Origin of the sequence: Rothia mucilaginosa (assembly GCF_019334805.1) — a bacterium.
GTDB lineage: Bacteria > Actinomycetota > Actinomycetes > Actinomycetales > Micrococcaceae > Rothia > Rothia mucilaginosa_C.
The window spans coordinates 630,157-652,901 of record NZ_CP079822.1 but is presented as its reverse complement, the minus strand read 5'-3'; the positions used below and the strand labels follow the sequence as shown (position 1 = coordinate 652,901).

General features: G+C 62.5%; 18 protein-coding genes and 1 riboswitch. Of the genes, 11 read left to right on the top strand and 7 right to left on the bottom strand.

Annotated features, from left to right (window positions below):
- Positions 1-619 precede the first annotated feature (619 nt).
- From LPB405_RS02500 to gatB, 4 genes are all read left to right on the top strand, one after another.
- Positions 620-1,378 (top strand): transglycosylase family protein, encoded by a 759-nt coding sequence (locus tag LPB405_RS02500; protein WP_219101802.1) that lies wholly within the window; start codon positions 620-622, stop codon positions 1,376-1,378.
- A gap of 242 nt (positions 1,379-1,620) precedes the next feature.
- A complete protein-coding gene (gene gatC / locus LPB405_RS02495) occupies positions 1,621-1,917 on the top strand; it encodes an Asp-tRNA(Asn)/Glu-tRNA(Gln) amidotransferase subunit GatC (RefSeq protein ID WP_049332870.1) in 297 nt (98 codons plus the stop codon).
- A 15-nt stretch (positions 1,918-1,932) separates the two neighbouring features.
- Entirely contained in the window at positions 1,933-3,537 is a 1,605-nt protein-coding gene (gene gatA / locus LPB405_RS02490) for an Asp-tRNA(Asn)/Glu-tRNA(Gln) amidotransferase subunit GatA (protein WP_219101801.1), read from the top strand.
- Positions 3,537-5,042: an Asp-tRNA(Asn)/Glu-tRNA(Gln) amidotransferase subunit GatB gene (gene gatB / locus LPB405_RS02485; protein WP_219101800.1), complete on the top strand. Its 1,506-nt coding sequence runs from the start codon at positions 3,537-3,539 to the stop codon at positions 5,040-5,042. The genes gatA and gatB overlap by 1 nt, the downstream gene beginning before the upstream one ends.
- Positions 5,043-5,610: 568 nt before the next feature.
- On the opposite strand, the gene LPB405_RS02480 is transcribed toward gatB, so the two are convergent.
- The 5 genes from LPB405_RS02480 to LPB405_RS02460 all read right to left on the bottom strand — a co-directional run bounded on the left by LPB405_RS02480 (position 5,611) and on the right by LPB405_RS02460 (position 12,023).
- Positions 5,611-7,788, bottom strand: coding sequence for a S9 family peptidase (locus tag LPB405_RS02480; protein WP_219101799.1), 2,178 nt, complete (start codon positions 7,786-7,788; stop codon positions 5,611-5,613).
- Between the two features lie 228 nt (positions 7,789-8,016).
- Positions 8,017-9,237, bottom strand: coding sequence for a ribosome small subunit-dependent GTPase A (gene rsgA / locus LPB405_RS02475; protein WP_219101798.1), 1,221 nt, complete (start codon positions 9,235-9,237; stop codon positions 8,017-8,019).
- Between the two features lie 110 nt (positions 9,238-9,347).
- A complete protein-coding gene (locus tag LPB405_RS02470; RefSeq protein WP_219101797.1) occupies positions 9,348-10,178 on the bottom strand; it encodes an ABC transporter in 831 nt (276 codons plus the stop codon).
- 1 nt (position 10,179) lies between these two features.
- Complete coding sequence (locus tag LPB405_RS02465) at positions 10,180-11,040, bottom strand: ABC transporter permease (RefSeq protein WP_219101796.1); 861 nt, start codon at positions 11,038-11,040, stop codon at positions 10,180-10,182.
- Entirely contained in the window at positions 11,037-12,023 is a 987-nt protein-coding gene (locus tag LPB405_RS02460) for an ABC transporter ATP-binding protein (protein WP_219101795.1), read from the bottom strand. The genes LPB405_RS02465 and LPB405_RS02460 overlap by 4 nt, the downstream gene beginning before the upstream one ends.
- A 358-nt stretch (positions 12,024-12,381) precedes the next feature.
- Positions 12,382-12,494, top strand: a riboswitch (SAM riboswitch).
- A gap of 105 nt (positions 12,495-12,599) precedes the next feature.
- On the opposite strand from LPB405_RS02460, the gene LPB405_RS02455 reads away from it, so the two are divergent.
- The 3 genes from LPB405_RS02455 (at position 12,600) to LPB405_RS02445 (ending at position 16,170) form a co-directional block, all read left to right on the top strand.
- Positions 12,600-13,946, top strand: a complete 1,347-nt coding sequence (locus LPB405_RS02455) for a bifunctional o-acetylhomoserine/o-acetylserine sulfhydrylase (RefSeq protein WP_219101794.1) — start codon at positions 12,600-12,602, stop codon at positions 13,944-13,946.
- 190 nt (positions 13,947-14,136) lie between these two features.
- Positions 14,137-15,465 carry a homoserine O-acetyltransferase MetX gene (gene metX / locus LPB405_RS02450; protein WP_219101793.1) on the top strand — a complete coding sequence of 443 codons (1,329 nt, stop codon included), beginning with the start codon at positions 14,137-14,139 and terminating at the stop codon, positions 15,463-15,465.
- Positions 15,466-15,819: 354 nt separating this feature from the next.
- Positions 15,820-16,170, top strand: coding sequence for a MerR family transcriptional regulator (locus LPB405_RS02445; RefSeq protein ID WP_219101792.1), 351 nt, complete (start codon positions 15,820-15,822; stop codon positions 16,168-16,170).
- Between the two features lie 138 nt (positions 16,171-16,308).
- Here LPB405_RS02445 and LPB405_RS02440 read toward each other — a convergent pair whose 3' ends face one another.
- Positions 16,309-17,124 (bottom strand): MerR family transcriptional regulator, encoded by an 816-nt coding sequence (locus tag LPB405_RS02440; RefSeq protein WP_219101791.1) that lies wholly within the window; start codon positions 17,122-17,124, stop codon positions 16,309-16,311.
- Positions 17,125-17,218: 94 nt separating this feature from the next.
- On the opposite strand from LPB405_RS02440, the gene LPB405_RS02435 reads away from it, so the two are divergent.
- Positions 17,219-17,971, top strand: a complete 753-nt coding sequence (locus LPB405_RS02435; RefSeq protein WP_219101790.1) for an alpha/beta hydrolase — start codon at positions 17,219-17,221, stop codon at positions 17,969-17,971.
- A 369-nt stretch (positions 17,972-18,340) separates the two neighbouring features.
- On the opposite strand, the gene LPB405_RS02430 is transcribed toward LPB405_RS02435, so the two are convergent.
- Complete coding sequence (locus tag LPB405_RS02430; RefSeq protein WP_005508828.1) at positions 18,341-18,556, bottom strand: RNA-binding S4 domain-containing protein; 216 nt, start codon at positions 18,554-18,556, stop codon at positions 18,341-18,343.
- Between the two features lie 231 nt (positions 18,557-18,787).
- On the opposite strand from LPB405_RS02430, the gene LPB405_RS02425 reads away from it, so the two are divergent.
- The 3 genes from LPB405_RS02425 to dusB all read left to right on the top strand — a co-directional run bounded on the left by LPB405_RS02425 (position 18,788) and on the right by dusB (position 22,655).
- Positions 18,788-20,167: a glycine--tRNA ligase gene (locus LPB405_RS02425; protein ID WP_005507052.1), complete on the top strand. Its 1,380-nt coding sequence runs from the start codon at positions 18,788-18,790 to the stop codon at positions 20,165-20,167.
- A 128-nt stretch (positions 20,168-20,295) separates the two neighbouring features.
- The gene (locus LPB405_RS02420) at positions 20,296-21,273 is read left to right on the top strand and encodes a GNAT family N-acetyltransferase (RefSeq protein ID WP_219101789.1); all 978 of its coding nucleotides are present in this window, start codon (positions 20,296-20,298) and stop codon (positions 21,271-21,273) included.
- Positions 21,274-21,488: 215 nt separating this feature from the next.
- On the top strand, positions 21,489-22,655 hold the full coding sequence (gene dusB, locus LPB405_RS02415) for a tRNA dihydrouridine synthase DusB (RefSeq protein WP_219101788.1): 1,167 nt from the start codon (positions 21,489-21,491) through the stop codon (positions 22,653-22,655).
- Positions 22,656-22,745: the final 90 nt, after the last annotated feature.

The following is a 22,745-nucleotide window of genomic DNA, read 5'->3' as shown; positions in this document are numbered from 1 at the left end:
CCGAATACCAAAATTTGGCACTTGTAATTACCACAGTTTCTGGGGGTTGGAGAGCTTAAAACACTCCGAGAGCGTAGAAATATTTAAAATTTTTTTACACGCTGTTCGAATCCCCTATTGGGGTGGTGCGGGCATCCGTTAAAGGAGGCGGAGGGCGGGGGAGCGCATCCGGCTAAACCCCCTAGAAAACCCCGGAATACCGGGGAAAACGGGTCGAAAACCCCGGGATTCAATCGGGGGGTTAACGTTTCCTGCACTCTTTACCTTAAAGAACCCTGGGAGAAGTCAGGACGTTCGCTGTGAACCTAAAACGGGGTTGGAAACCGTCACAACCTCGGCTATCTTGGAGACCAGAAAGATTCTCGTCAGGGAATCGCTTATGTGGTTTCAAGCTTGGAATGCTTGAAACGATGCCCGGTTCTACCGCACGTCCCCACCGAGGAAGTGCCACCGGATTCCGCGCACTAGCGCAGAATCGCTCACGGTGACATGAAATCGGTGGAGAGCCGCTCACATGGTAGAGCCAGAAAATGAGTAACCTACTTCGTTATCAAAGGGTGAGCGGCGCCGCGCCAGAGTTCCGGGGACGGAACGAGCGGGGACGGCCCCAAGGAGCATTATGAAGAACACTTCCATTCGTCGTACCGCAGCAGCTCTCGCCATCGGTGGCGTTGCAGCAGCTACCATGTCGATGCCCGCTGCAAACGCAGTAGACGGTGCTACCTGGGACGCACTGGCACAGTGCGAGTCCGGTGGTAACTGGTCCATCAACACCGGTAACGGCTTCTACGGCGGTCTGCAGTTCACCCAGCAGTCCTGGAACGGCGTCGGCATGTCCGGCTCCCCCGCGAACGCTACCCGTGCACAGCAGATCGAGGCAGGCGAGCGTCTGCTCGCTATCCAGGGCTGGGGCGCATGGCCCGCATGCTCCGCTAAGCTTGGCCTCTACGGCAAGACCGGCGCAGCTCCCACCTACACCGAGCCCACCACCACCGTGGCTGCACAGTCGCAGACCCAGCAGACCTACACCGCTCCCGCGGCACAGGCTGCACCCGCAGCTCCTGCAGCTCAGGCTGCACCCGCAGCAGCACCCGCTGCACCGGCAGCTCCCGCAGCAGTTGAGGCTCCCGCAGCTCCTGCAGCAGCACCGGCAGTTGAGGCACCCGCCGCTGCTGCACCCGCAGCACAGGCACCTGTCGTGGCAACCCCCAAGGTTGCCGCAGGCACCTACACCGTGGTTCCCGGTGACTCCCTCTCGCTGATCGCTGCAAAGCTCGGCGTTGCAGGTGGCTACCAGGCAATCGCCGCTGCGAACACCGACATCATCTACAACGTTGACCTGATCTTCCCCGGCCAGGTTCTGAACATCCCCGCATAAGGTTTACCCCTGAAGCGGTCGTTCTGACGCTGTACCACAACGCCCCGCCCTTCACCGAAGGAGCGGGGCGTTGTGCGTTAACCTCCGGTAGCGGAGCCGAACGTACCCGGTGAAGGCCGTCGCCGCACACCCTCTCGGGCGGTATCCCGACCGATAGGTAGGCAGAACGCCTCCCGAAGAGACGAGAAACCCAACCTCCACTACACTAGAGAAGAAACAAAAAACAAAACTACGGGAGAACCATGTCTGCCATCACCTTTGAACAGGTCAAGCACCTGGCATCGCTGGCACTCATTGAGATGACCGATGAAGAACTCACCGCGATGGCGTCTGAACTCGACATCATCGTCGCATCCGTTGAGACCATGTCGCAGAAAGCAACTGCCGACATCCCCGCGACCAGCCACCCGATCCCCCTCGAGAACGTCTTCCGCGAAGACGTACCCGTCCCGACCCTCACCCAGGAAGAGGCGCTCTCCGGCGCCCCCGACGCACAGGACGGCAAGTTCCGCGTGCCGGCAATCCTCGACGAAGACTAAGAGGAGACACACCAAGTGAACGAACTGATTCAGCTCACCGCCGCCGAAGCCGCCGCCAAGCTGGCCGCCGGTGAGATTACCTCCGTCGAACTCACCCAGGCGCACCTGGACCGCATCGCAGCCACCGACGGTGCACCCCTGAGCGACAATCGAGCAGACGGCAAGAACGGCCTCAATGCCTTCCTGCACATCAACGCTGAAGAAGCACTCGCCACCGCGGCAGCAGTGGATGCAGACCGCGCGGCGGGCAAGGAACTGCCCCCGCTGGCCGGCGTGCCCATCGCCGTCAAGGACCTCATCGTCACCAAGGGCCAGCCCACCACCGCAGCATCCCGCATGCTCGAAGGCTGGATGAGCCCCTACGACGGCACCGTCACCCGCAAGGTCCGCGAAGCACGCATGCCGATCCTCGGCAAGACCAACCTCGACGAATTCGCAATGGGCTCCTCCAACGAGCACTCCGCGTTCGGCGTGGTCCGCAACCCCTGGGCACTCGACTGCGCCCCCGGCGGCTCCGGCGGCGGCTCCGCAGCAGCCGTTACCGCATTCCAGGCGCCCCTGGCCCTGGGTACCGACACCGGTGGCTCCATCCGCCAGCCCGCAGCGCTGACCGGTAGCGTCGGCGTCAAGCCCACCTACGGCTCCGTCTCCCGATACGGCGTCATCGCCATGGCTTCCTCTCTCGACCAGGTCGGTCCCGTCGCACGCACCGTGCTCGACACCGCCATGCTGCACGAGGCCATCGCAGGCCACGACCCGCTCGACTCCACCTCCCTGCCCGATACGCCCGGCAACTTCGCCGAAGAAGCCAAGGCAGGCGCAGAAGCAGCCCGCAAGGGTGACCTCTCCGGCCTGCGCGTCGGCGTCATCAAGGAGCTCGGCGGCGGCGGCGGCGAAGGCTTCGAGGCCGGCGTGCTCGCGCGCTTCCGCGAATCCGTCGAGGCTCTGCGAGCCGCGGGTGCCGAGATCGTTGAGGTCTCCCTGCCCTCCGTCACCGAGGCAATCAGCGCCTACTACATGATCATGTCCTCCGAGGTCTCCTCCAACCTGGCACGCTACGACGGCGTGCGCTACGGCCTGCGCGTCGTGCCCGAGGACGGCCCCGTCACCATCGAGCGAGTCATGGCCGCCACCCGCGCCGCCGGCTTCGGCCACGAGGTGAAGCGCCGTATCATCCTCGGCACCTACGCACTGTCCGCAGGTAACTACGACGCCTACTACGGCGCCGCACTGCGCGTGCGCACCCTCATCCAGCGCGACTACGCCGCCGCCTTCGAAAAGTGCGACGTGCTGATCTCCCCGACCGCGCCCTCCACCGCGTTCAAGCTCGGTGAGAAGACCGAAGGCGACCCCATGGCCATGTACCTGGGCGACGTCGCAACCGTGCCCGTCAACCTGGCGGGCGTCCCGGCGCTCTCCCTGCCCGGCGGCCTCTCCGAGGAGAACAACCTGCCCGTCGGCATCCAGTTCACCGCACCCGCCCGCGAGGATGCACGCCTCTACCGCGTCGGTGCAGCCCTGGAAGAACTGCTGACCGCAAAGTGGGGCGCACCGCTCTACAAGAGCCTGCCCGACACCGAAACCCTGATCCGCGACTTTGACTTTGGGGGAACCAAGTAATGAGTGAAGAAGTCCTCAGCTTCGAAGAAGCCATCGAGAAGTACGACCCCGTCCTCGGCTTCGAGGTGCACGTCGAGCTGAACACCAACACCAAGATGTTCGACTCCGCACCCAACGAGTTCGGCGATACGCCCAACACCAACATCACCCCCGTCTCGCTCGGCCTGCCCGGCGCGCTGCCCGTGGTGAACAAGACCGCCGTCGAGTCCGCCATCAAGCTCGGCCTGGCGCTGGGCTGCGATATCGCGGATAAGTCCTACTTCGCCCGTAAGAACTACTTCTACCCGGACTCGCCGAAGAACTTCCAGACCTCCCAGGCCGACGGCCCCATCGCCGAAAACGGCTCCCTGGACGTCGAGCTCGACGACGGCACCATCTTCACCGTCGAAATTGAGCGCGCCCACATGGAGGAGGACGCAGGTAAGCTCACCCACGTCGGCGGCGCCGACGGCCGCATCCAGGGTGCAACCTTCTCCCTGGTCGACTACAACCGTGCCGGCGTGCCGCTCATCGAAATCGTGACCCGACCCATCGTAGGTGCCGGCGAGCGAGCACCCGAGCTGGCCCGCGCCTACGTTGCCGCCATCCGCGACATCGTGCGCTCCCTCGGCATCTCCGACGCCCGCATGGAACGCGGTAACGTCCGCTGCGACGCCAACGTCTCCCTCATGCCCAAGGGCGCAGAGAAGTTCGGCACCCGCTCCGAAACCAAGAACGTGAACTCCCTGCGCTCGGTTGAACGCGCCGTCCGCTACGAGATTCGCCGCCACGCCGCAATCCTCGAGCGCGGCGAGAAAGTCACCCAGGAGACCCGCCACTGGCACGAAGACACCCGCGAAACCTCCTCGGGTCGCCCCAAGTCCGACGCCGACGACTACCGCTACTTCCCGGAGCCGGATCTGGTCCCGGTCGTCACCAACAGCGAGTGGATTGAGCGTCTGCGCGCCGAGCTACCCGAACCGCCGGCAGAGCGCCGCCGCCGCCTCAAGAACGAATGGGGCTACTCCGATGAAGAGTTCCGCGACGTTGTGAACGCAGGCGCACTCGACGTCATCGAAGAGACCGTCGCCGCAGGCTCAACCGCAGCAGCAGCCCGCAAATGGTGGATGGGTGAAATCGCCCGCCGCGCAAAGCAGGCTGAGGTTGAGCTCACCGCCCTCGGCGTGGAGCCCGCAACCGTGGTCGCCCTCGAAGCGCTCATCTCCGAAGGCAAGATCAACGACAAGATCGCCCGCCAGGTGTTCGAGTTCGTCCTCGCCGGTGAAGGCACCCCCGCCGAAATCGTTGAGGCACGCGGCCTCGCCGTGGTCTCCGACGACGGCGCGCTCACCGCAGCCGTTCAGGAAGCGCTGGCAGCAATGCCCGACGTCGCCGACAAGATCCGTGCCGGCAAGGTTCAGGCTGCTGGCGCTATCGTCGGTCAGGTCATGAAGGCTACCCGCGGCCAGGCTGACGCCGCCCGCGTGCGTGAGCTGATCCTGGCTGAGTGCGGCGTGGAAGGCTAAGCTTTTCTGCTGACCCGGCTCTAACGAAAGAGGCGCTGTCTCCCGAGGTGGGAGGCGGCGCCTCTTTCGTTATCTCCGTTCTGCTTGGCTTTGCACGTTAGCTCCGCTTGGAAAGGCGGGTATCGTCCTCGTTCCTACAGGGGCACCCGCCCTCGCTTCGCTTCGGGCACCCTGATGTCACGTTCGGACGATACCGCCTTTCCGCGCTGGGGTACTGTGCGGGGGCGGCAGCGTTTTCCGGTTGGGTGCTCGGGTGACCGCTCAGCGAGCCGCTCTCGGCCCCACGGTTGGAGCGTGCCGGTGCACCTTCCGGAAGCGACATCAGGGTACCCTCTCGGGTGCTCTCCGCAGCGAAGCAAGGAGAGAGCGGAGCGCCCGAGAGGGTGGGTTCCCCTGTAGGAGCGTAGGAAGGTGCGCACCGGCCGCATCCTTAGGTAAGGGGAGAGGAACGAGGACGAACGCCGTCCCTCGAGTAGAGAGCAACGTACTTAAACGAAGAACGCTCCGTCCGTATCACTCAGATACAGACGGAGCGTTCTATTTAATGTGAGGTTGGCGTGTCTACAGCCTACTCAGTGACGCCCAGGTTGGTCAGCAGGAACGCGTAATCCCACGCAATCTCACGCCAACGCGTATATCGGCCCGAACCGCCACCGTGACCGCCCGACATGTCAATCTTCAGCAGCGGCACCGGCGACGACGGATCAATCTGCTCACGCAGCGCCGCAACCCACTTCGCCGGCTCCACGTAGAGCACGCGGGTGTCGTGCAGGCTCGTCACCGCAGCAATCGCCGGGTAGCGGACCGGGCGGATGTTCTCGTACGGGGTGTACGACTTCATGTAGGCGTAGACCTCGGGGTCCTCAATCGGGTTACCCCACTCTTCCCACTCCATCGCAGACAGCGGCAGCTCCGGGTCGAGGATGGTGGTCAGCGCATCCACGAACGGTACGGCAGCCAGGCAGGCGGCGTACTTCTCGGGGGCGAGGTTCAGCACGGCGCCCATGAGCAGGCCGCCGGCGCTACCACCGTAGCAGCCGATACGCGCCTCATCAGCCCACGGCTTTGCCGCAATGTAGCTGGTGACGTCCACGAAGTCGGTGAAGGTGTTCTTCTTCGCGAGCTTCTTGCCGTTCTGGTACCAGGAGCGGCCCATCTCGCCGCCGCCACGAATATGCGCAATGACGTAGATGACGCCGCGGTCCAGGATCGACAGCATCGGGATGGAGAACATCGGGTCCATGGACGACTCGTACGAGCCGTAACCGTACTGGATGACCGGGTGCGGCTTGCTCATGTCCAGGTCGGCGCGGTGAATCACCGAGATCGGGATGAGCGTACCGTCCGCCGCAGGTGCCCAGTCGCGGTAGGCGCGGTAGTCCTCGCGGTTGTAGCCGCCCAGCACCGGGGTTTCACGGCGCAGCAGCAGTGTCTGCGACATGGGGAAGTAGTCGTAGACGCGGCGCGGAGTCAGGTACGAGGTGTAGGCGATGCGCAGCACGGGGGAGTAGTTCTCGGCGCGCAGCACGGAGGCGGTGTACAGTTCCTCGTCGAAGCCGGCAGGTTCCATGAAGGTCACGCCGGCCGGGCGGCGGCGGCGCCACTGGATGGGTAGCTGCTCACGCGGTGCGAGGAAGATGCGGGTGGTCGTGTCCGCGCGGGCGGTAACAACCAGGTGCGTTGCGGTGAAGGTGAAGCCTTCCAGGCGCACGTGTTCGCTGTGACGGATGACCGGCACCCAACGCTGCGCGTACTCTTCGAGGCTTTCGCCCTCGCGCGGCATGTCGGCAAGCACCAGCTCGGAGTTCAGCGCATTGTAGTCGTGCTGAATCAGCAGGTGCTGCTCGCCGGCAATGTTGAGCGGCTCGGCATAGTATTCGATGCCCGCGCTCTTGGGGATGAGCAGGGTCGGCTCGCCCTTGGGTTCGCGGGTGGGGATGAGGCGCACTTCCGTGTATTCGGAGTTGGAGCTGGTAATAACCACGGAGGAACGGTCGGAGCTCATGGCGGCGCCGAGCCACATGGTGTTGTCGGGCTCTTCGTAGATGAGGTGGTCTTCGGTGCCCTGTCCGACGTCGTGCACGTACACGCGCCAGGGGCGCCAGGAGTCGTCGGGGACCATGTAGACGAGCTGCTCGGCGTGGTTGATGAAGAAGGAGCCCGCCGCAATGTTGGGGATGGTGTCTTCGAGGAAGGAGCCGGTTTCCATGTTGAGGAAGCGCTGCTCGTAGCGTTCGTCGCCCTTCTCGTCCACGGAGATGCTCAGCAGCTTGCCGTTACGTGCAGGCTGGAAGCTGCCGAGGGAGAAGAACTCCATGTCCTTTGCGTATTCGTTGCAGTCGAGGATGACGACTTCACCTTCGAGTACTTCGCCGGGGGTGACGGTCGGCGGGGTGTAGCGCACCACCTCGTCACCCTCGTGCAGGGCGGGGTAGCGGTAGAAGACGGGGTACTGGCCGCCGGGCACCATGCGGCTGTAGTACCACCAGTCACCGATACGGTTCGGGACGGTCAGATCCGACAGCAGGGTGCGGTCCTTGATTTCGTTGAAGATGGATTCGCGGAGGGGCTGCTGGTCTGCGGTGACAGCTTCGGTGTATTCGGCTTCTGCCTTGAGGTAGTTGAGGACCTCTTCGCTTTCCTTGTCGCGGAGCCATTCGTAGGGGTCGATGAAGACGTCGCCGTGGTGTTCGCGGCGGTGCTCGACCTTCTTCGGTACGGGCGGGGTGAGGTTCTGTTCAGCCATGCTGCCACCTCTTTCATTGAGTTATGGGTTTGTGAATGGTGTGTGCCGTCTGCGCCCGCGTTCCTGCGCCGCCGGGTGGCGGGGAGGATGCGCGGGGGAGTGTGGGCACGCCTAGTTCTAGTGTATCGAAGAGTGAGGCAGGCTACTATATTGCGGCATGTGCGGGGCTGCCCGGCTCAGCCTGTGGAAGCCCCGCGGTAGCCTCGCCGGGGCGTGCGCGTTTATCGGCTAGTTGGCGCGTCCCTTAATGGACATGAGCGTGCGGCGGCCCGCCTTGTTCGCCTTCGTGAAGGCGCGGTTACTCTGCCGGTACTCGCGCTCCTGAGAACGCAGGCGCAGGCGCGCGGATTCCGCCATCATCCTGCGGTAGCGATCGAAGCGCTCGGGGTCGAGGGAACCGTCGGCGAGCGCCTGCTGCACCGCGCATCCCGGTTCGGAGCCGTGGGAGCAGTCGCTGTACCGGCAGGCGGCGGCGTAGCTGGAGACGTCGTCGAAGGTTTCGTCAATCGCGGCGCTATCGCTCGTGGCGGCGAGGGCTCGCACGCCCGGAGTGTCAATCAGTACCGTGCCAGATGATGATTTTGCGTTGGTCGAGCCTCCTTCGCTTGAGCCTGTCACACCGGGCAGAACAATCATTTGGCGGCTGGTGGTGGTGTGCCGCCCCTTGCCGTCGGCATCGCGAACCGCGGAGGTCGCCTGCACCTGGTTCTCTGCGGCGTCTTCGCGGGGGTCGGCTCCGGGGTTCAGCAGGGCGTTGACGAGGGTAGATTTGCCGGCGCCGCTGCGGCCCAGGAACGCGGCGGTACGCCCGGCGACAAGCTCCGCAACTGGGGCGGGGTCGTAGCCGTTATCCGTGCAGACGGTGAGTACCGCATCCACGCTGCCCGCGAGGGATTCCTCGTAGCCGGCGAGCTGTTCAGCCGTCACCAGGTCGCCCTTGGTGAGAATCAGCGCGACCTGCACCCCGGAGGCGTGCGCCAGGGCGGTGTAGCGTTCGATTCGCCCGATGGACGGCTCGGGAAAGCAGGGCTCAACAATGCAGAGCATATCCACGTTGGCGGCGACGGGCTGATCTGCGGATTCGCGGGTGGCGCTGGGGCGGGTGAGGTAGCTTCGGCGGGGCAGAATCGCGAGGGGTTTATGCTCCGCGGGCTGGCTATCGCTACCGGTCCCGGGGATGGGCTGGGCGAGCACCCAGTCGCCCACGACGGGGTACTCTTCTTCACCGTAGTCATTTTCGACCGGACGCAGGGGAGCGGAAAGCTTCACGAGTTCGCCCCGCTCGCAGGTCAGTAGCTCGCAGCGGGTGCGGTGCACGGCGCTGACGCGGGCGAGGGTGAAATCATCAAGGGTACCCCCGATGGTGAACGCGGCGCGGATTGCCGAGCCCTGCCAGGAGGGGTCGAAGCCGAGGGTCTCTAAGGTGTATGAGGCGGAAGTATCGGTCACAGGAATAGCCTTTCAAGGTTGTGGCGCCCGGTTGGTTGCGGAGCCCGGATAGCGCGCCGGGGGGGGGAAGTGGGCGCTTAAAAGGTTCGTTCTTTTTCAGGTTTCACCGTTTACAACAGCGAGGCGCGGGCGCCGGCACGGATGCGGCGGGCGGCAAGGACCGTCAGCCCCAACCCGATAGCGGCGTAGAGTACTGCCAGGGCTGTGTCTGCCGCCAGGAGCGCGAAGAAATTCGGGGTAGTGCTGCTCGCAATACTGCCAGAGGTATCTAAAGCCTGCACCAGCCGGGAGCCGGGAACCCAGGAACATACCCAGGCAAGCCACGCCGGATAGGTACTCACCGGCACAATCACGCCCGCGCTCACTGGCAGAATAATCGACAGAAAATTCGACCCCGTGTACGGATCCGACAGGTACAGACCGAGCCCGGCGGCAAAAATGCCCAGGCAGACCCCGCCCAGAACCGCAACCGGCATCAGCGCAATGGCTCCAATCAGAAGCCCCGAAGCCGCCCCGGTAGAGGGTGCCGTGAGGGACAGTAACCACACGATGCCCACATTGCTCAGACCCGTCACGGATGCCAGCAACGCGGGTACCGCCGCCGCACCGAGCCAGTAGCCAGCATCCACCGGGCGAGCCGTACACACGTACTCGAAGACGCCAATCCACCGGTCGGTGGCAACGCGCGCGACAATACCGGCTGCCACGGAGCTGAGGGTGGCAATCAGAGCAGACGCGCAGCCGATGCGTACTGTATCGTTCGCGGCAAGATCAGCGCCCAGAAGCACCGTGAAAAGCACGTTAAGACCGGGTACGAGAACCAGGGTCGTGATGGCCGTTCCGAGGGTTGCGAAGGTAATAGAAGATGACCAGCCAATAGAGGCGGTCGACAGAGCCCGACGCGCCACGCTAGGCAGAGCGGCAGAAGAGAGAATACGCACGCTACATCGCCCCCAGGGTGCCGCGACGACGGGCGGAGGCGAGAGCCTTCCGAGCAAAGAGGAACGCGCACAACGCCCAGATGAAGCTCACGACCAGGGTCTGAATTACGGGCAGGAGTGCATCCGTCGGGGTAGTGATGGCGGTACGCCCAAGTAGGAGGTGAACCGGCGCCTGCAGGGGAATGAGCACGCCCGCGGCATCCAGCCAGGCGGGCGCTTCAATGGTCGTGAAGAGAACCCCGGAAAGAATAAAAACCGGCACGAGGAGCAGCTCCTCGTAGGCGATAGCGTTCGGCGTCGCCACGAAGAACACCGCAATCATGAACGTGACCGACAGGCAGGCAAGCCATAGCAGAGGAACGCCCAGAATGTAGCGCGGCCAGAGCGCAGAAAAGTCGGTGACCTGCGGGTTAAGCGTCACAAGAGCCCAAAACGCCCACGACAGAGGTAGAGCCGCCAAACCCACAATGGAGGCGCTCGAAACGATAGCCGCCAGCACCCGCACCGGAGAAATCGACCCCGAACACAGGTACACGAGGGTCCCGCGGAAACGCTCAAAATTGATGATGCCCGCAGACACGATGCAGACCGACCACATGCCCACAATGCCCGCGCGGGTCCACGCGAGGGTCGGGTCAACGGAGTGACCCGCGGAGCTCTGCGCCGCCGCATGCACCGCAAGAGCCTGAATAATAACCGACCCGAGTACCGTACTGATGAGCAGCTGAATGAAGTAGGGGACCGTCAGGAACTGGCGCAGGCTAAAGCCCATGAGTCGCAGTTGGCGGGCGCACTCCTGCCACAGGTCGTACCGTCGACCCTGCCGCTGGAACTCTTCCGAGCGTTGCGTCTGAGCGTTCATCGCTTGAGCCCCTCCGCCATTGCCAGGTATGCCTCTTCCAGAGTCGCCGGGCGCGTGTACGGCTCGGTCCGCGCCCCGATGCGTGCGGCGGCAAGCCCCTCCGCCAGGACGCGGTGCGCCGCGCCCGCCTCGAAGGTGGCGCGCTCGCCGTGCCAGTAGAGAGTGAGTTCCCAGCCGGAACCGCGCGGGGCAAAAAGTACCGCCGCCTGATTGCCGAGGAATCCGCGCAGCGTATCAAGACCCTTGGTTGCGTTGGCGTCAACCTGAACCACGGTCGTGGCGGCAATGCCGGCGTGTGCGGCAACATCCTCGAGGCTACCGCTCACAGCGACGGAGCCGGCACCCAAAACGGTGATGGTGTGCGCCAGATCCTCAATTTCGCCCAGCAGGTGGCTCGTCAGCAAAATGGCGGCACCGTCTTCTGCCAGAGAACGGATCAGGGCACGCACGGTCATAGCGATATCGGGGTCGAGCCCGTTCGTTGGCTCATCCAGCAGGAGCAGAGCGGGGGAGCCGAGCGTAGCGCGGGCAATGTGCAGGCGCTGCTTCATACCGCGGGAGAACTCCTGAACGGGGCGCGCCGCCGCATCGGTGAGTTCCACGCGGGCTAGGGCGTGGTCCACCTCGCGCCGCCGGCTCCGCCCGGAAACCCCCGCAATATTGGCGAAGAACAGCAGGTTGTCGCGGGCGCTGGCGCGCGGGTAGAAGCCGTTATCCCCGCCCAGCGCGAGACCCACGTGACGGCGCGCCCGCTGCGGGTGGGCGATGGCGTCAATACCGTTCACGGTGAGGCTACCGCTGGTGGGAGTAAGCAGGGTTGAGCACATCTGCACGGTCGTCGTTTTGCCCGCACCGTTGGGACCGAGGAGGGCGTGGATCTCGCCGGAGCTAACGTGAAGTGACACCCGGTCGACTGCGGTAAAGGTATTTTCACCTTTGCCAAAGACACGGCTGAGTTGTGCGGCGTCAAGAACAAGAGACATATAGGTAACCTTCGGGTATGACCCTCTGGCTCCTATACCGGAGGGATACTGTGCAGGGTAAACGGTGTAGTGAACAAACGGTGTAGTGAACCGCGCCCTGCGTGAGTGTATGTGTAGTCCCAGTGTACCGAAAAGAACATGTAAAAGTGATGAGGGTTACTATGTGGGTGGTGGGGGCGCCTCCGCATCTCGATTGCCTCGCCCTCGGATTGCCCAGGCATCGTCACTAACGTTTTGTTGCAGGCGGTTTTTTGTTACGGGCGTTAAAAAACGTCATCTTTGCAATGAAATGTCTTAAAGTGCCGTGCACCCACAAAATCCTTGACCCCGCCCCGTGCCCTATGACACCCTAATGACAGGTCAAGAGCGCCAGCGACAAGCCCCAGCTAGCTGGCCGGCAACCCTCCTCCGCGGTGGGGTGCCCTGGGTGAAGACCGGGCGGCACGCAAAAGCGTGACGCAAGCGCGGGACCGATGTGACCGAATCCGGTACATCAATCGTGACAGGATTATTCGACGACGATTCCTGTACCGCTCGGCATGCGGCCCCCTAACTATCCCCTTAGGAGAGCCACGCATGAGCAACAACACTACCGTCCCGACTCCCGCCAACCCCGCCGGTTGGAAGTTCGAAACCCGCCAGATCCACGCAGGTCAGGCGCCGGATGCCGCAACGGGAGCTCGGGCACTACCTATCTACCAGACCACCTCTTTCGTCTTTGAAAGCGCCGAGCAGGCAGCGAACCGCTTCGCCCTCGCCGAGCTAGGCCCCATTTACACCCGCCTCAACAACCCCACCCAGGAAGTTATCGAAAACCGTATCGCCTCCCTGGAAGGCGGCGTTGGTGCGCTGTTGCTGGCATCCGGCCAGGCAGCTATCACCTACGCAATTCTGAACATCGCCGGTGCGGGCGACCACATCGTTGCTTCGCCTTCCGTGTACGGAGGTACCTACAACCTGCTCAAGTACACCCTCGCCGACCTCGGCATCGAAACCACCTTCGTTGAGGACCCGGATAACCTGGACGAATGGCGCGCCGCGGTTCGCCCCAACACCAAGCTGTTCTACGGCGAGTCCGTGCCCAACCCCCGCAACGACGTGCTCGACATTGAGCCTATCGCAGCAATTGCGCACGAAAACGGTGTACCCCTGATCGTGGACAACACCGTACCCACCCCCTACCTGCTGCGCCCCATCGAGCACGGCGCGGACGTGGTCGTCCACTCCGCAACCAAGTACCTGGGTGGCCACGGCACCTCCATCGGTGGCGTAATCGTTGACTCCGGTAACTTCGACTACGGTGCAGACCCCGAGAAGTTCCCCAAGTTCAACCAGCCCGCCCCCGGCTACCACGGCCTGGTTTACGCCCGCGACCTGGGCAAGGACTCCGCATTCGGCGCGAACCTCTCCTACATCCTGAAGGCGCGCGTCTCCCTGCTGCGTGACACCGGCGCCGCCATCTCCCCGACCAACGCCTTCAACATCGGCATCGGTCTGGAAACCCTCTCCCTGCGCATCGAACGCCACATTGAGAACGCCACCAAGGTCGCCCACTGGCTCGAAGCAAACCCGCAGGTCGAGAAGGTCATCTGGGCTGGCGTGGAATCCTCCCCCTGGTACGAGCGTGCGCAGAAGTACCTGCCCAAGGGCCCCGGCGCGGTGCTCGGCTTCACCCTCAAGGACGCAACCCTGGAGCAGACCCGCAACTTCGTTGACGCACTGAAGCTGCACTCCAACGTGGCGAACATCGGTGACGTGCGCTCGCTCGTGATTCACCCCGCCTCCACCACCCACGCTCAGCTTTCCACTGAGGAGCTGGAGAAGATTGGTGTGTACCCGAACTTCGTCCGCCTGGCAGTCGGTATCGAGAACATTGACGATATTCTCGCCGACCTGCAGCTGGGCTTCGACACCCTCTCCTAAACGGTGATGCAACCCGCAGGTGGACCGGTAAGCTACGGCTTCTCGGTCCACCTGCGGATTCCCCATTACGGAGCATTTTGTCACTGCGCGGCACTGATGCCGCCCAACCCGTTACTCCTTATTACCCACAGACAAGTACCCCGCTCACACCCGGCACCATCTCGCCGGCCAACCCAGTGAAGGGAACCCCATGACTACCCAGAGCACTAGCCAGCCCGGTACCTCCCAGCCCGGCACTATCAACCTGCCTGTCACCGCACCCATCCCCGTGGCGGGCACTCAGCGCGAGCACCCCGAAGCGCAAGGCTACCTGCGTCAGCTGAACATTGGCGACCTGGAGCTCGAATCCGGCGTGACCCTGCCGCAGGTCACCATCGGCTACGAAACCTGGGGTACCCTCAACGAGGCTGGCGATAATGCCATCCTGATTCTGCATGCGCTCACCGGTGACACGCATGTCTCCCGCGGCGTACCGACCCCCGACATGCCCGCCCCGCTGATTCGCGCTATCGAATCGGACGGCTGGTGGGAAGGCATCGTGGGCCCCGGGTCGGTCGTGGACACCAACCGCTACTTCGTGATTGCCCCCAATATTTTGGGCGGCTGCTACGGCTCCACCGGCCCGGCAAGCATCATCCCCGAGGGCTACCCGGGCGCCGGTGAGCACTGGGGCTCCCGCTTCCCGCAGGTGAGCATCCGCGACTCTGTGCGCGCTGAGGCGCGCCTGGCGCGTGCCCTGGGCGTGACCAGCTTCCGCTACGTGATTGGTGGTTCCCTCGGCGGCGCTCGCGCCCTGGAGTGGGCGGTAACCAACCCCGAGCTGGTGCGCGGATGCGCGGTGATTGCCTCCGGTCCTTCGGCGACGGCGGAGCAGATTTCGTGGGCTCACACCCAGAACATTGCGATTCGTTCGGATGCTAACTTCGCCGGCGGCGACTACTATTCCGGTCCCGCGCCGGTAAACGGTCTTGCCCTGGCACGCCGTATCGCGCACACCACCTACCGCAGCCCTGCCGAGCTGGAGCACCGCTTCGGCCGCGAAGAGGACCGTGGCGAAAGCACCGTGGGCGGCTCGCTGGGTGAGCCGCGTGGCCGCTACGCCATCGAAAGCTACCTGGACCACCACGGCGCCAAGCTGGTTGAGCGCTTTGACCCGAACAGCTACCTTGCCGTGAATGAGGCACTGATTTCGCACGATGTGGCGCGTGGCCGCGGCACCCTGGCGCAGGCGCTGGCGCACACCGATTGTGAGTGGACGATTGCGGCGGTGAACACGGACCGTCTGTTCTTCGCGCATGAGTCGCACCGTCTGGCGGAGGCGCTGCCCACCCCGGTGCCCGTGGATATTATCGAGTCGAACCACGGCCATGACGGCTTCTTGATTGAGGCGAAGCAGGTGGAGAAGATTCTGGCGCGCGCCCTGGGTGTTGAAGATGAATCTGCTACCCCGAGCGAGGCGCAGCGTGAGCGTGAGGCGCTGGACTCGATGACTCGTCTGTACGGCGCTGTTACTCGCTAACTCAACCGGCGCCCGGGTCCGTTACGCGCATCCCGCTGAATGTTGTTTTATCCATACAGTTGGTGTGGGATTGTGAGGGAATGGCTGGGTATTCTCAGCTGTCCTTCCGCCCACCGAGAATTAACCTTCACCCTCAGGGTTATGTAACAGAATGCCGGGTGTTCGCATGATGTGAGCACCGGCATTTCTTTGCATCCGCATGAAGAGTATCGTGCCAGGTCAGGGAATATTTTCCGGTTTTTTAGGTGCTTTTGAAACCGCCGCGAGATACTGCGGAAGTAGCCTTCTGTTGCGCTGGAAGGTAAAGGTTCTCGGTTTGCTTTAGACCCGCTCTAACCCCATAGCATTAAAGCTGTGGTAAGTATTCAAGAGGTAGCGGAGCAGTTGGGGGTGAGCACCCACGCCCTGCGGTACTACGAGAAAGAGGGGCTCATCGCGGTGCCCCGTGATGCTCACGGAACTCGCGTTTTTGACGAGGAGTCCATCTCCTCGGCACGGTTTATTGCTACCTGCCGTCAGGCCGGCATGAGTCTTGCCGACATTCGTACAATCTTGGACAATCCGGATGATCACGCCCTCTCCGTTGAAGTGATGGAACGTGCCCGCCGAAAGATTGAAAACGAGATTGCGGGGTTGCAACAGAACCTTGAGCACCTGGATCGCCGTATTCAGGAGCACCGCCGTCACCTCGACGGCACCCGCTAGATAGCCATCTAGTTTTCATGCACACACAGCATGTAACGCCCGGTAATCCCAATGTAGGGAATACCGGGCGTATTTTTGTGCTCAGCTTTCACACTCAGCTACTCACCCCTAGTTACTGGGTATTTTCAGCCCAAAGATTTAACCCCAGGTAGCTTCCTCGGGGTTGGCACCGTGCGCACGAGCATTCTCGTAGATGACATCCCGCAACCATTCTGCAAGCCCAGGCGCAAGCTTCTCGTAGTGCGCCTTAAAGCGGGCATCCTCAACATAGCCGCGCGCCAGAATCGCGTGCTTGGCGGGGGTGACCTCAAAGAAGAACAGGGAGGCGCGGTGCCGCTCGGCGAGCGCGTTCGCCTTCTCGCTGCCCGGCTGCACGCCGCGGTTGAATGCCTCGACGAGGGCGCGTTCCACCTCCTCAACCTGCTGTTTACCGTTCTGCCAGTCGGCACGGTCCATTGACGCAGTACGGCGCTGGTACTCGGCCCAGTCGTCAGTTTTTCCGTAACGCTCCTGCGCTTCCTGTTGGTGGGCGAGGCTGAATCCCTCGCCCATAATTTCTGCTTTCTCAGCAGCGCTGAGCTGCTCATTCTTAGGTGCCATAGCGTCCTCCAAAAGATGTTCGATGGTTTCAAGCATGCGCCCGTACGCGACGATTTTGCGTTGAAGCATATCCCGCTGAGCGAGTAGATGCTCGGTGCTGTTCGCTTCGTCCTGCAGTATTTTGTGAATGGCATCAAGGCTCATGCCGGTGGCGCGGTATCCCATGATGACGGTGATTCGTTCAAGGTCTGTATCGGTGTAGTACCGGTACCCGTTGAACTCATCATGTGCCGGGTTGAGTAAGCCCCGCTGCTCCCAGTGGTGAAGCGTGCGGACTGTGAGCCCATGCAATGATGCCGCTTCTCCCACGGTGTATTCGTGCTGCCCGTCAGGTGGTGTTATGTTCGCGTCCATGGTTTCACTCTAAAACCTCACGTTAGGTGAGGGTCAAGCTAGCGGCGGAACCTGCGGTGCAGGTTTGTGGGGGAGTCCTCGCTAAGATGGGTTCATGAGCGAAAACAAATACGTCGTCGAATACACCCGCCCCGAGAACGAACGTGCAGGCACCCACCTGGTGCTCATGCTGCACGGCTACGGCTCCCAGGAGCACGATTTGCTGTCTCTGGCGGCGCACCTTCCGCAGGAGGGCTTCACCTACGCCTCCATGCGTGCACCGCAGCCGGTTGGCACCCAGTTCTCCGCGGACTCGACCGGCGCCTACATTGCCGCAGATGCTATCGGCTACCAGTGGTACCCGCTGAACCAGCAGCTCGAATCTGACCAGCGCGCCATCGAGCAGGCCAGCGACTACGTGCTGGAGTGGGTACGCGCGAACCGTGAACCGTACGCTTCGGTGACCCTGCTGGGCTTCTCGCAGGGTATGGGTATCGCAACTTCGATGGTGCGTCACGCCCCCGGCGAGTTCGCCGCTGTGGTGGGTCTGTCCGGCTATGCGGTAGATTCTGATTCGCCGTACTTCAAGGACGAGGAGCTGAAGAAGACCGAACTGCCGGTGTTCTTTGGCCGCGACCAGGAAGACCCCGTCATCCCGCAGCAGATGGTGAACTACACCTACGACTGGATCCGCAAGTACACTGACGGCATTAAGGTTCTGTACGCCGGTGCGGGTCACGGCGTGAGCGCCATGGAGATTCGCCATGTGGGCGAGTTCCTGGAGGTGAAGGTGCAGGGTAAGGAGCCGCGTATTCGTGCGCAGAAGGTTGCGGAGGCGACCGGCACCGCGGAAGGCGCTGACGCCTAAAACGGCTACATGTAAAGCCCTCGGGTCTGATGACTCGGGGGCTTTACTGTAGTTCTGCTTCCGCGTGGGATGCACGGTTCCGCTTGGAAAGGCGGTTATCGTCCTCGTTCCTACAGGGCACCCGCCCTCGCTTCGCTTCGGGCACCCTGATGTCACGTTCGGACGATACCGCCTTTTCGCGCTGGAGTTAGCAGGCCTGCCTGTAGAGCTGTGCGGGCGCGGCCGCGTTTTCCGGATGCGCCCTCAGGGTGTCAGCCCGGACGCTCTCCGCAGCGAAGCGAGGAGGGGCGGAGCGTCCGGGTGACGGGTGCCCCTGCGTAGGCGCGGAGGAAATATGTGGCGCCCCGCCCCTGCTTAGTGAGGGGAGTGTTAGTCCTCGTGCGCAACCTTCACGGTCACGCCGTTGAAGGTCACGGTGTCGCCGGGGTGCAGCTGCTTGCCGCGTGCTTCCTCAATGTCGCCGTTGACCTTTACCAGGCCGTGCTGAATGACCTCGCGTGCCTGCGCGCCGTCCTCTACGAGGTTGGCGAGCTTGAGGAACTGGCCGAGGCGGATCATGTCGTCGCGAATAAAAATTTCTTCCATGCCTTCTAGTTTATCCCGCTGGGTGCATCCTGGTTTCCAGAGATTTGGGGGAGTGGCGAGGGGCAAGAGCATACCCAGGGGTGGGGTGGTGATGGTACCCTAGTGTCTTGCATCAAAAAGTGTGCATATTGCGCCGATGAGCGCGAATATGGGCGCCCCGTTCTGGGCGGCGTCCCTTATGAACCCGAACTCACGCACGTCACAGCCGGTGGCGGGGCAGAAGGAGTAACTATGGCTGAAAAGTCCACCCTCGATAACGTTATTGCGCTCGCGAAGCGCCGCGGCTTTGTTTTCCAGGCCGGTGAAATTTACGGCGGTTCCCGCTCCGCATGGGACTACGGCCCCCTCGGTGCAGAGCTGAAGGAAAACATCCGTCAGCAGTGGTGGCAGCGTTTCGTCCGCTCCCGTGCGGACATGGTTGGCCTGGACTCCTCTGTTATTCTGCCTCGTGCGGTGTGGGAGGCATCCGGTCACGTGGCGACCTTCACCGACCCGCTGGTTGAGTGCCTGTCGTGCCACAAGCGTCTGCGTCAGGATCACCTGCTGGAGAACTTTGAGGCGAAGAAGGGCCGCGCGGCTGAGGGTATGGAGGAGATTGCTTGCCCGAACTGTGGTACTCGTGGTGAGTGGACTGAGCCGCAGAACTTCTCCGGTCTGATGAAGACTTACCTGGGCCCGGTTGATAATGAGGAGGGTCTACACTTCCTGCGCCCCGAGACCGCTCAGGGTATTTTCGTGAACTTCAACAATGTGGTCACTGCTTCTCGTAAGCGCCCGCCGTTCGGTATTGGCCAGATTGGTAAGTCGTTCCGTAACGAGATCACTCCCGGTAACTTCATTTTCCGTACTCGTGAGTTCGAGCAGATGGAAATCGAGTACTTCGTGCACCCGGATGACGCTGATAAGTACTTCAACGAGTGGGTTGAGGACTGCTGGAACTGGTTCGTTGACCTGGGTATTAACCCGGATAACATGCGCCGCTTCGACGTTCCTAAGGAGGAGCGTGCACACTACTCGGCTGGCACTATTGACGTTGAGTACCGCTTCGGCTTCCAGGGTTCCGAGTGGGGTGAGCTGATGGGCGTTGCGAACCGTACCGATTACGACCTGGGCGTGCACAATGAGCACTCTAACGCGAAGCTTGAGTACTTCGACCAGGCAACCGGCGAACGTTACGTGCCGTACGTGATTGAGCCGTCCTTCGGCCTGACCCGCTCCATGATGGCGTTCCTGGTTGACGCATACGTCGAGGATGAGGCGCCGAACACTAAGGGTGGCGTGGACAAGCGCGTCGTGCTGAAGCTTGACCCGCGCCTGGCACCGGTGAAGGCTGCTGTTCTGCCGCTGTCGAAGAAGGCTGAGCTGTCTGAGCCGGCAACTAAGCTGGCGAATGAGCTGCGTGGCCTGTGGAACGTGGACTACGACGAGGCGGGCGCTATTGGCCGCCGTTACCGCCGCCAGGATGAGATTGGTACCCCGTTCTGCATCACCGTGGACTTTGACACTCTTGAGGACCAGGCTGTGACCATCCGCGAGCGTGACACCATGAACCAGGAGCGTGTGGCTCTGGATCAGGTGAAGTCTTACCTGGCTGCACGCCTGGCAGGCTAAAAATAATTCATAACATGGTCGGCGGGTAGCCTCTTAGAGCGAAAGAGGCTACCCGCCGTCGTGTATTTGGGCTACCCTGGTTAGACTGATTGGCACGTTTGACGCGAGCGAAGGAAAGGTGCACGGATATGGCTGAACGCCTCAGCGAAAAATTTGAGATTCGCCCTTGGCAGGAGGGTGATGACCTTGCCCTGCTTGAGATATGGAACTCTGCCCGCAATGAGGTTGAGGAGCGCCAGCGTGGCCTTTTCGGCCCGGATACGGATGCGCCGTTTAGCCGCACCCTGGTGGTGACTGCTTCGGGTGTGCCGGTGGCTGCGGGTACTGTGGTGGCTTCGATGCTGCATCCGACGCGTCTATGGTCCTACATTGAGGTGGCAGCTGATCACCGCCGTCAGGGTATTGGTACTGCCCTGCTGGATGCGTTGCGTGAGATTGCGGCGGCGCACGGTCAGACCACTGCTTTGCGTGTGAAGCTGTCGCCGTTTAGTGACGGTGAGGAGTTTGCGCAGGCTGCTGGTATGAAGCTGATTCAGCGTTCCCGTATGGTGCGTGTGGAGCCGGGTGCGATTCCTCCGGTGTCTTTGCGTGAGGATGCTGACGGCAACGAGACTCAGGCGATTGAGGATTTGGCGACCGGTTCGGTGGAGCTGACGGCCGCGCTGTGGGAGTTCTACCGCCGCTCCCACGATTGGGATGTTCCCGCTGAGGTGGGCCTGGGCACCGTGAACCGCTACTTCCTCTCGGATGAGGTGCGTGCCTTTGGTGCCGTGGTGCTTCGTGACCATATTCGTGAGGCGGCTGCAGAGGGTAAGAAGGGCCCGATTGTGGCGTTTGCGGTGAGCTACCACCCCTTCGAGACTGACCCGGAGGCGGCGCTGGTGAATGAGAACACCGCCACCGAACTGCTGCTGGGCTACGACTTCGATAATGAGGGCGCCGTGGAGGCGATTATGCAGGTGCTGTCCCTGCTGAGTGCTAAGTACCCGGTGCTGGTTGAGGTTGATGACTCTATGGAGGCGCTGGTTCAGGTGACCGACGTGCTGCTGCGCGCCGGTACTGCTTCGGTGGAGGGCGATCCGACCTATATTTACGTGACCGAGTAGGTTACTAGGTAGATTCACGGTACCGAGCCTGCTGGCTGACGCTTGCCAAAAGGGGCGGGGGAGCGGAATGCTTCCCCGCCCCTTTGGTGTACCTGCGCCTCCTTGCGGTTGCTGAGCCTGCGCCGTGCCGCTGTGCCGTGCCGCTGTGCTGTGCCCGCTGTACCCCCTCAGCTGAGTCCGGTTCTCGATTTGCCCCCGTATGCCACAATATAGGGGTGAATTCTGAAGCACCCCGTCTTACCCTTCCGCCCCTGAAACTGGGCAAACTGACCGTTGATACTCCCGTGGTTCTCGCCCCGATGGCCGGCGTGACCAATAAGGCTTTCCGCCGCCTCTGCAGTGAATATGGCGGTGGCCTGTACGTGACCGAAATGGTGACTGCGCGCGCCCTGGTGGAGCGTAAGCCCGAGTCCATGCGCATTATTGAGCATGACCCGGACGAGAAGATCCGCTCCATCCAGATTTACGGTGTGGACGCGGTCAACGTCGGTAAGGCTGTGCGCATGGTCGTTGAAGAGGACCGCGCTGACCACATTGACTTGAACTTTGGCTGCCCGGCTCCTAAGGTGACTCGCCGCGGTGGCGGTGCCGCCCTGCCCTGGAAGACTGACCTGTTCACGGCGATTGTGCAGACCGCGGTGAAGGAGGCGTCCCGCAACGATATTCCGTTGACCATTAAGATGCGTAAGGGCATCGACGATGAGCACATCACGTTCTTGGAGTCCGCCAAGATTGCTCGTGATGCTGGCGTGGCCGCGATTGCCCTGCACGGTCGTACTGCGGCGCAGCATTATTCGGGTAAGGCTGACTGGGATTCGATTGCGCAGCTGCGCGAGCTGATTCCGGATGTGCCGATCCTGGGTAATGGCGATATTTTCTCCGCTGAGGATGCGGTGCGCATGGTTGAGCAGACCGGCGTGGACGGCGTCGTGATTGGTCGCGGCTGCCAGGGTCGCCCGTGGCTGTTTGGTGACCTGCAGAATGCGTTTGAGGGTTCGTCGGAGCGTATCCGCCCGACCCTGACTGAGGTATCGGACATGATTTACCGCCACGCAGAACTGCTGGTGGAAACCTTCGGCGATGAGACTCGAGGCCTGCGTGAGATCCGCAAGCACGTGGCGTGGTACTTCAAGGGCTACCCGGTTGGCGGTGAGCTGCGCGCGAAGATGGCTCAGGTGCCCGACCTGGCGACCTTCCGTGAGCTGATTGCTCAGCTGGACCACTCGATTGGTTACCCGGGTGCCGCCGTGGAGGGTTCGCGCGGTCGCGCCGGCAGCCCCAAGCAGCCGCACCTGCCCGATGGCTGGCTGGATTCGCGTATCCTGGGGGATGCTGAGCGTCTGGGCCTGGTGGAGGCCGAGCTGGATATTTCCGGCGGCTAAACACCGTTACTTGTGTGCCGCGGCGTGCTGTTTGCGCGTCGCGGCGCATCCTTTTTGCGAGCCTGTTCGCGCGCTATTTCCCGCTCCTGC

Coding starts and splice junctions, on each gene's coding strand:
- LPB405_RS02500 (WP_219101802.1), top strand. CDS start 620: ATGAAGAACACTTCCATTCGTCGTACCGCAGCAGCTCTCGCCATCGGT.
- gatC (WP_049332870.1), top strand. CDS start 1,621: ATGTCTGCCATCACCTTTGAACAGGTCAAGCACCTGGCATCGCTGGCA.
- gatB (WP_219101800.1), top strand. CDS start 3,537: ATGAGTGAAGAAGTCCTCAGCTTCGAAGAAGCCATCGAGAAGTACGAC.
- LPB405_RS02480 (WP_219101799.1), bottom strand. CDS start 7,788: ATGGCTGAACAGAACCTCACCCCGCCCGTACCGAAGAAGGTCGAGCAC.
- LPB405_RS02465 (WP_219101796.1), bottom strand. CDS start 11,040: ATGAACGCTCAGACGCAACGCTCGGAAGAGTTCCAGCGGCAGGGTCGA.
- LPB405_RS02460 (WP_219101795.1), bottom strand. CDS start 12,023: ATGTCTCTTGTTCTTGACGCCGCACAACTCAGCCGTGTCTTTGGCAAA.
- LPB405_RS02455 (WP_219101794.1), top strand. CDS start 12,600: ATGAGCAACAACACTACCGTCCCGACTCCCGCCAACCCCGCCGGTTGG.
- metX (WP_219101793.1), top strand. CDS start 14,137: ATGACTACCCAGAGCACTAGCCAGCCCGGTACCTCCCAGCCCGGCACT.
- LPB405_RS02440 (WP_219101791.1), bottom strand. CDS start 17,124: ATGGACGCGAACATAACACCACCTGACGGGCAGCACGAATACACCGTG.
- LPB405_RS02435 (WP_219101790.1), top strand. CDS start 17,219: ATGAGCGAAAACAAATACGTCGTCGAATACACCCGCCCCGAGAACGAA.
- LPB405_RS02430 (WP_005508828.1), bottom strand. CDS start 18,556: ATGGAAGAAATTTTTATTCGCGACGACATGATCCGCCTCGGCCAGTTC.
- LPB405_RS02425 (WP_005507052.1), top strand. CDS start 18,788: ATGGCTGAAAAGTCCACCCTCGATAACGTTATTGCGCTCGCGAAGCGC.
- LPB405_RS02420 (WP_219101789.1), top strand. CDS start 20,296: ATGGCTGAACGCCTCAGCGAAAAATTTGAGATTCGCCCTTGGCAGGAG.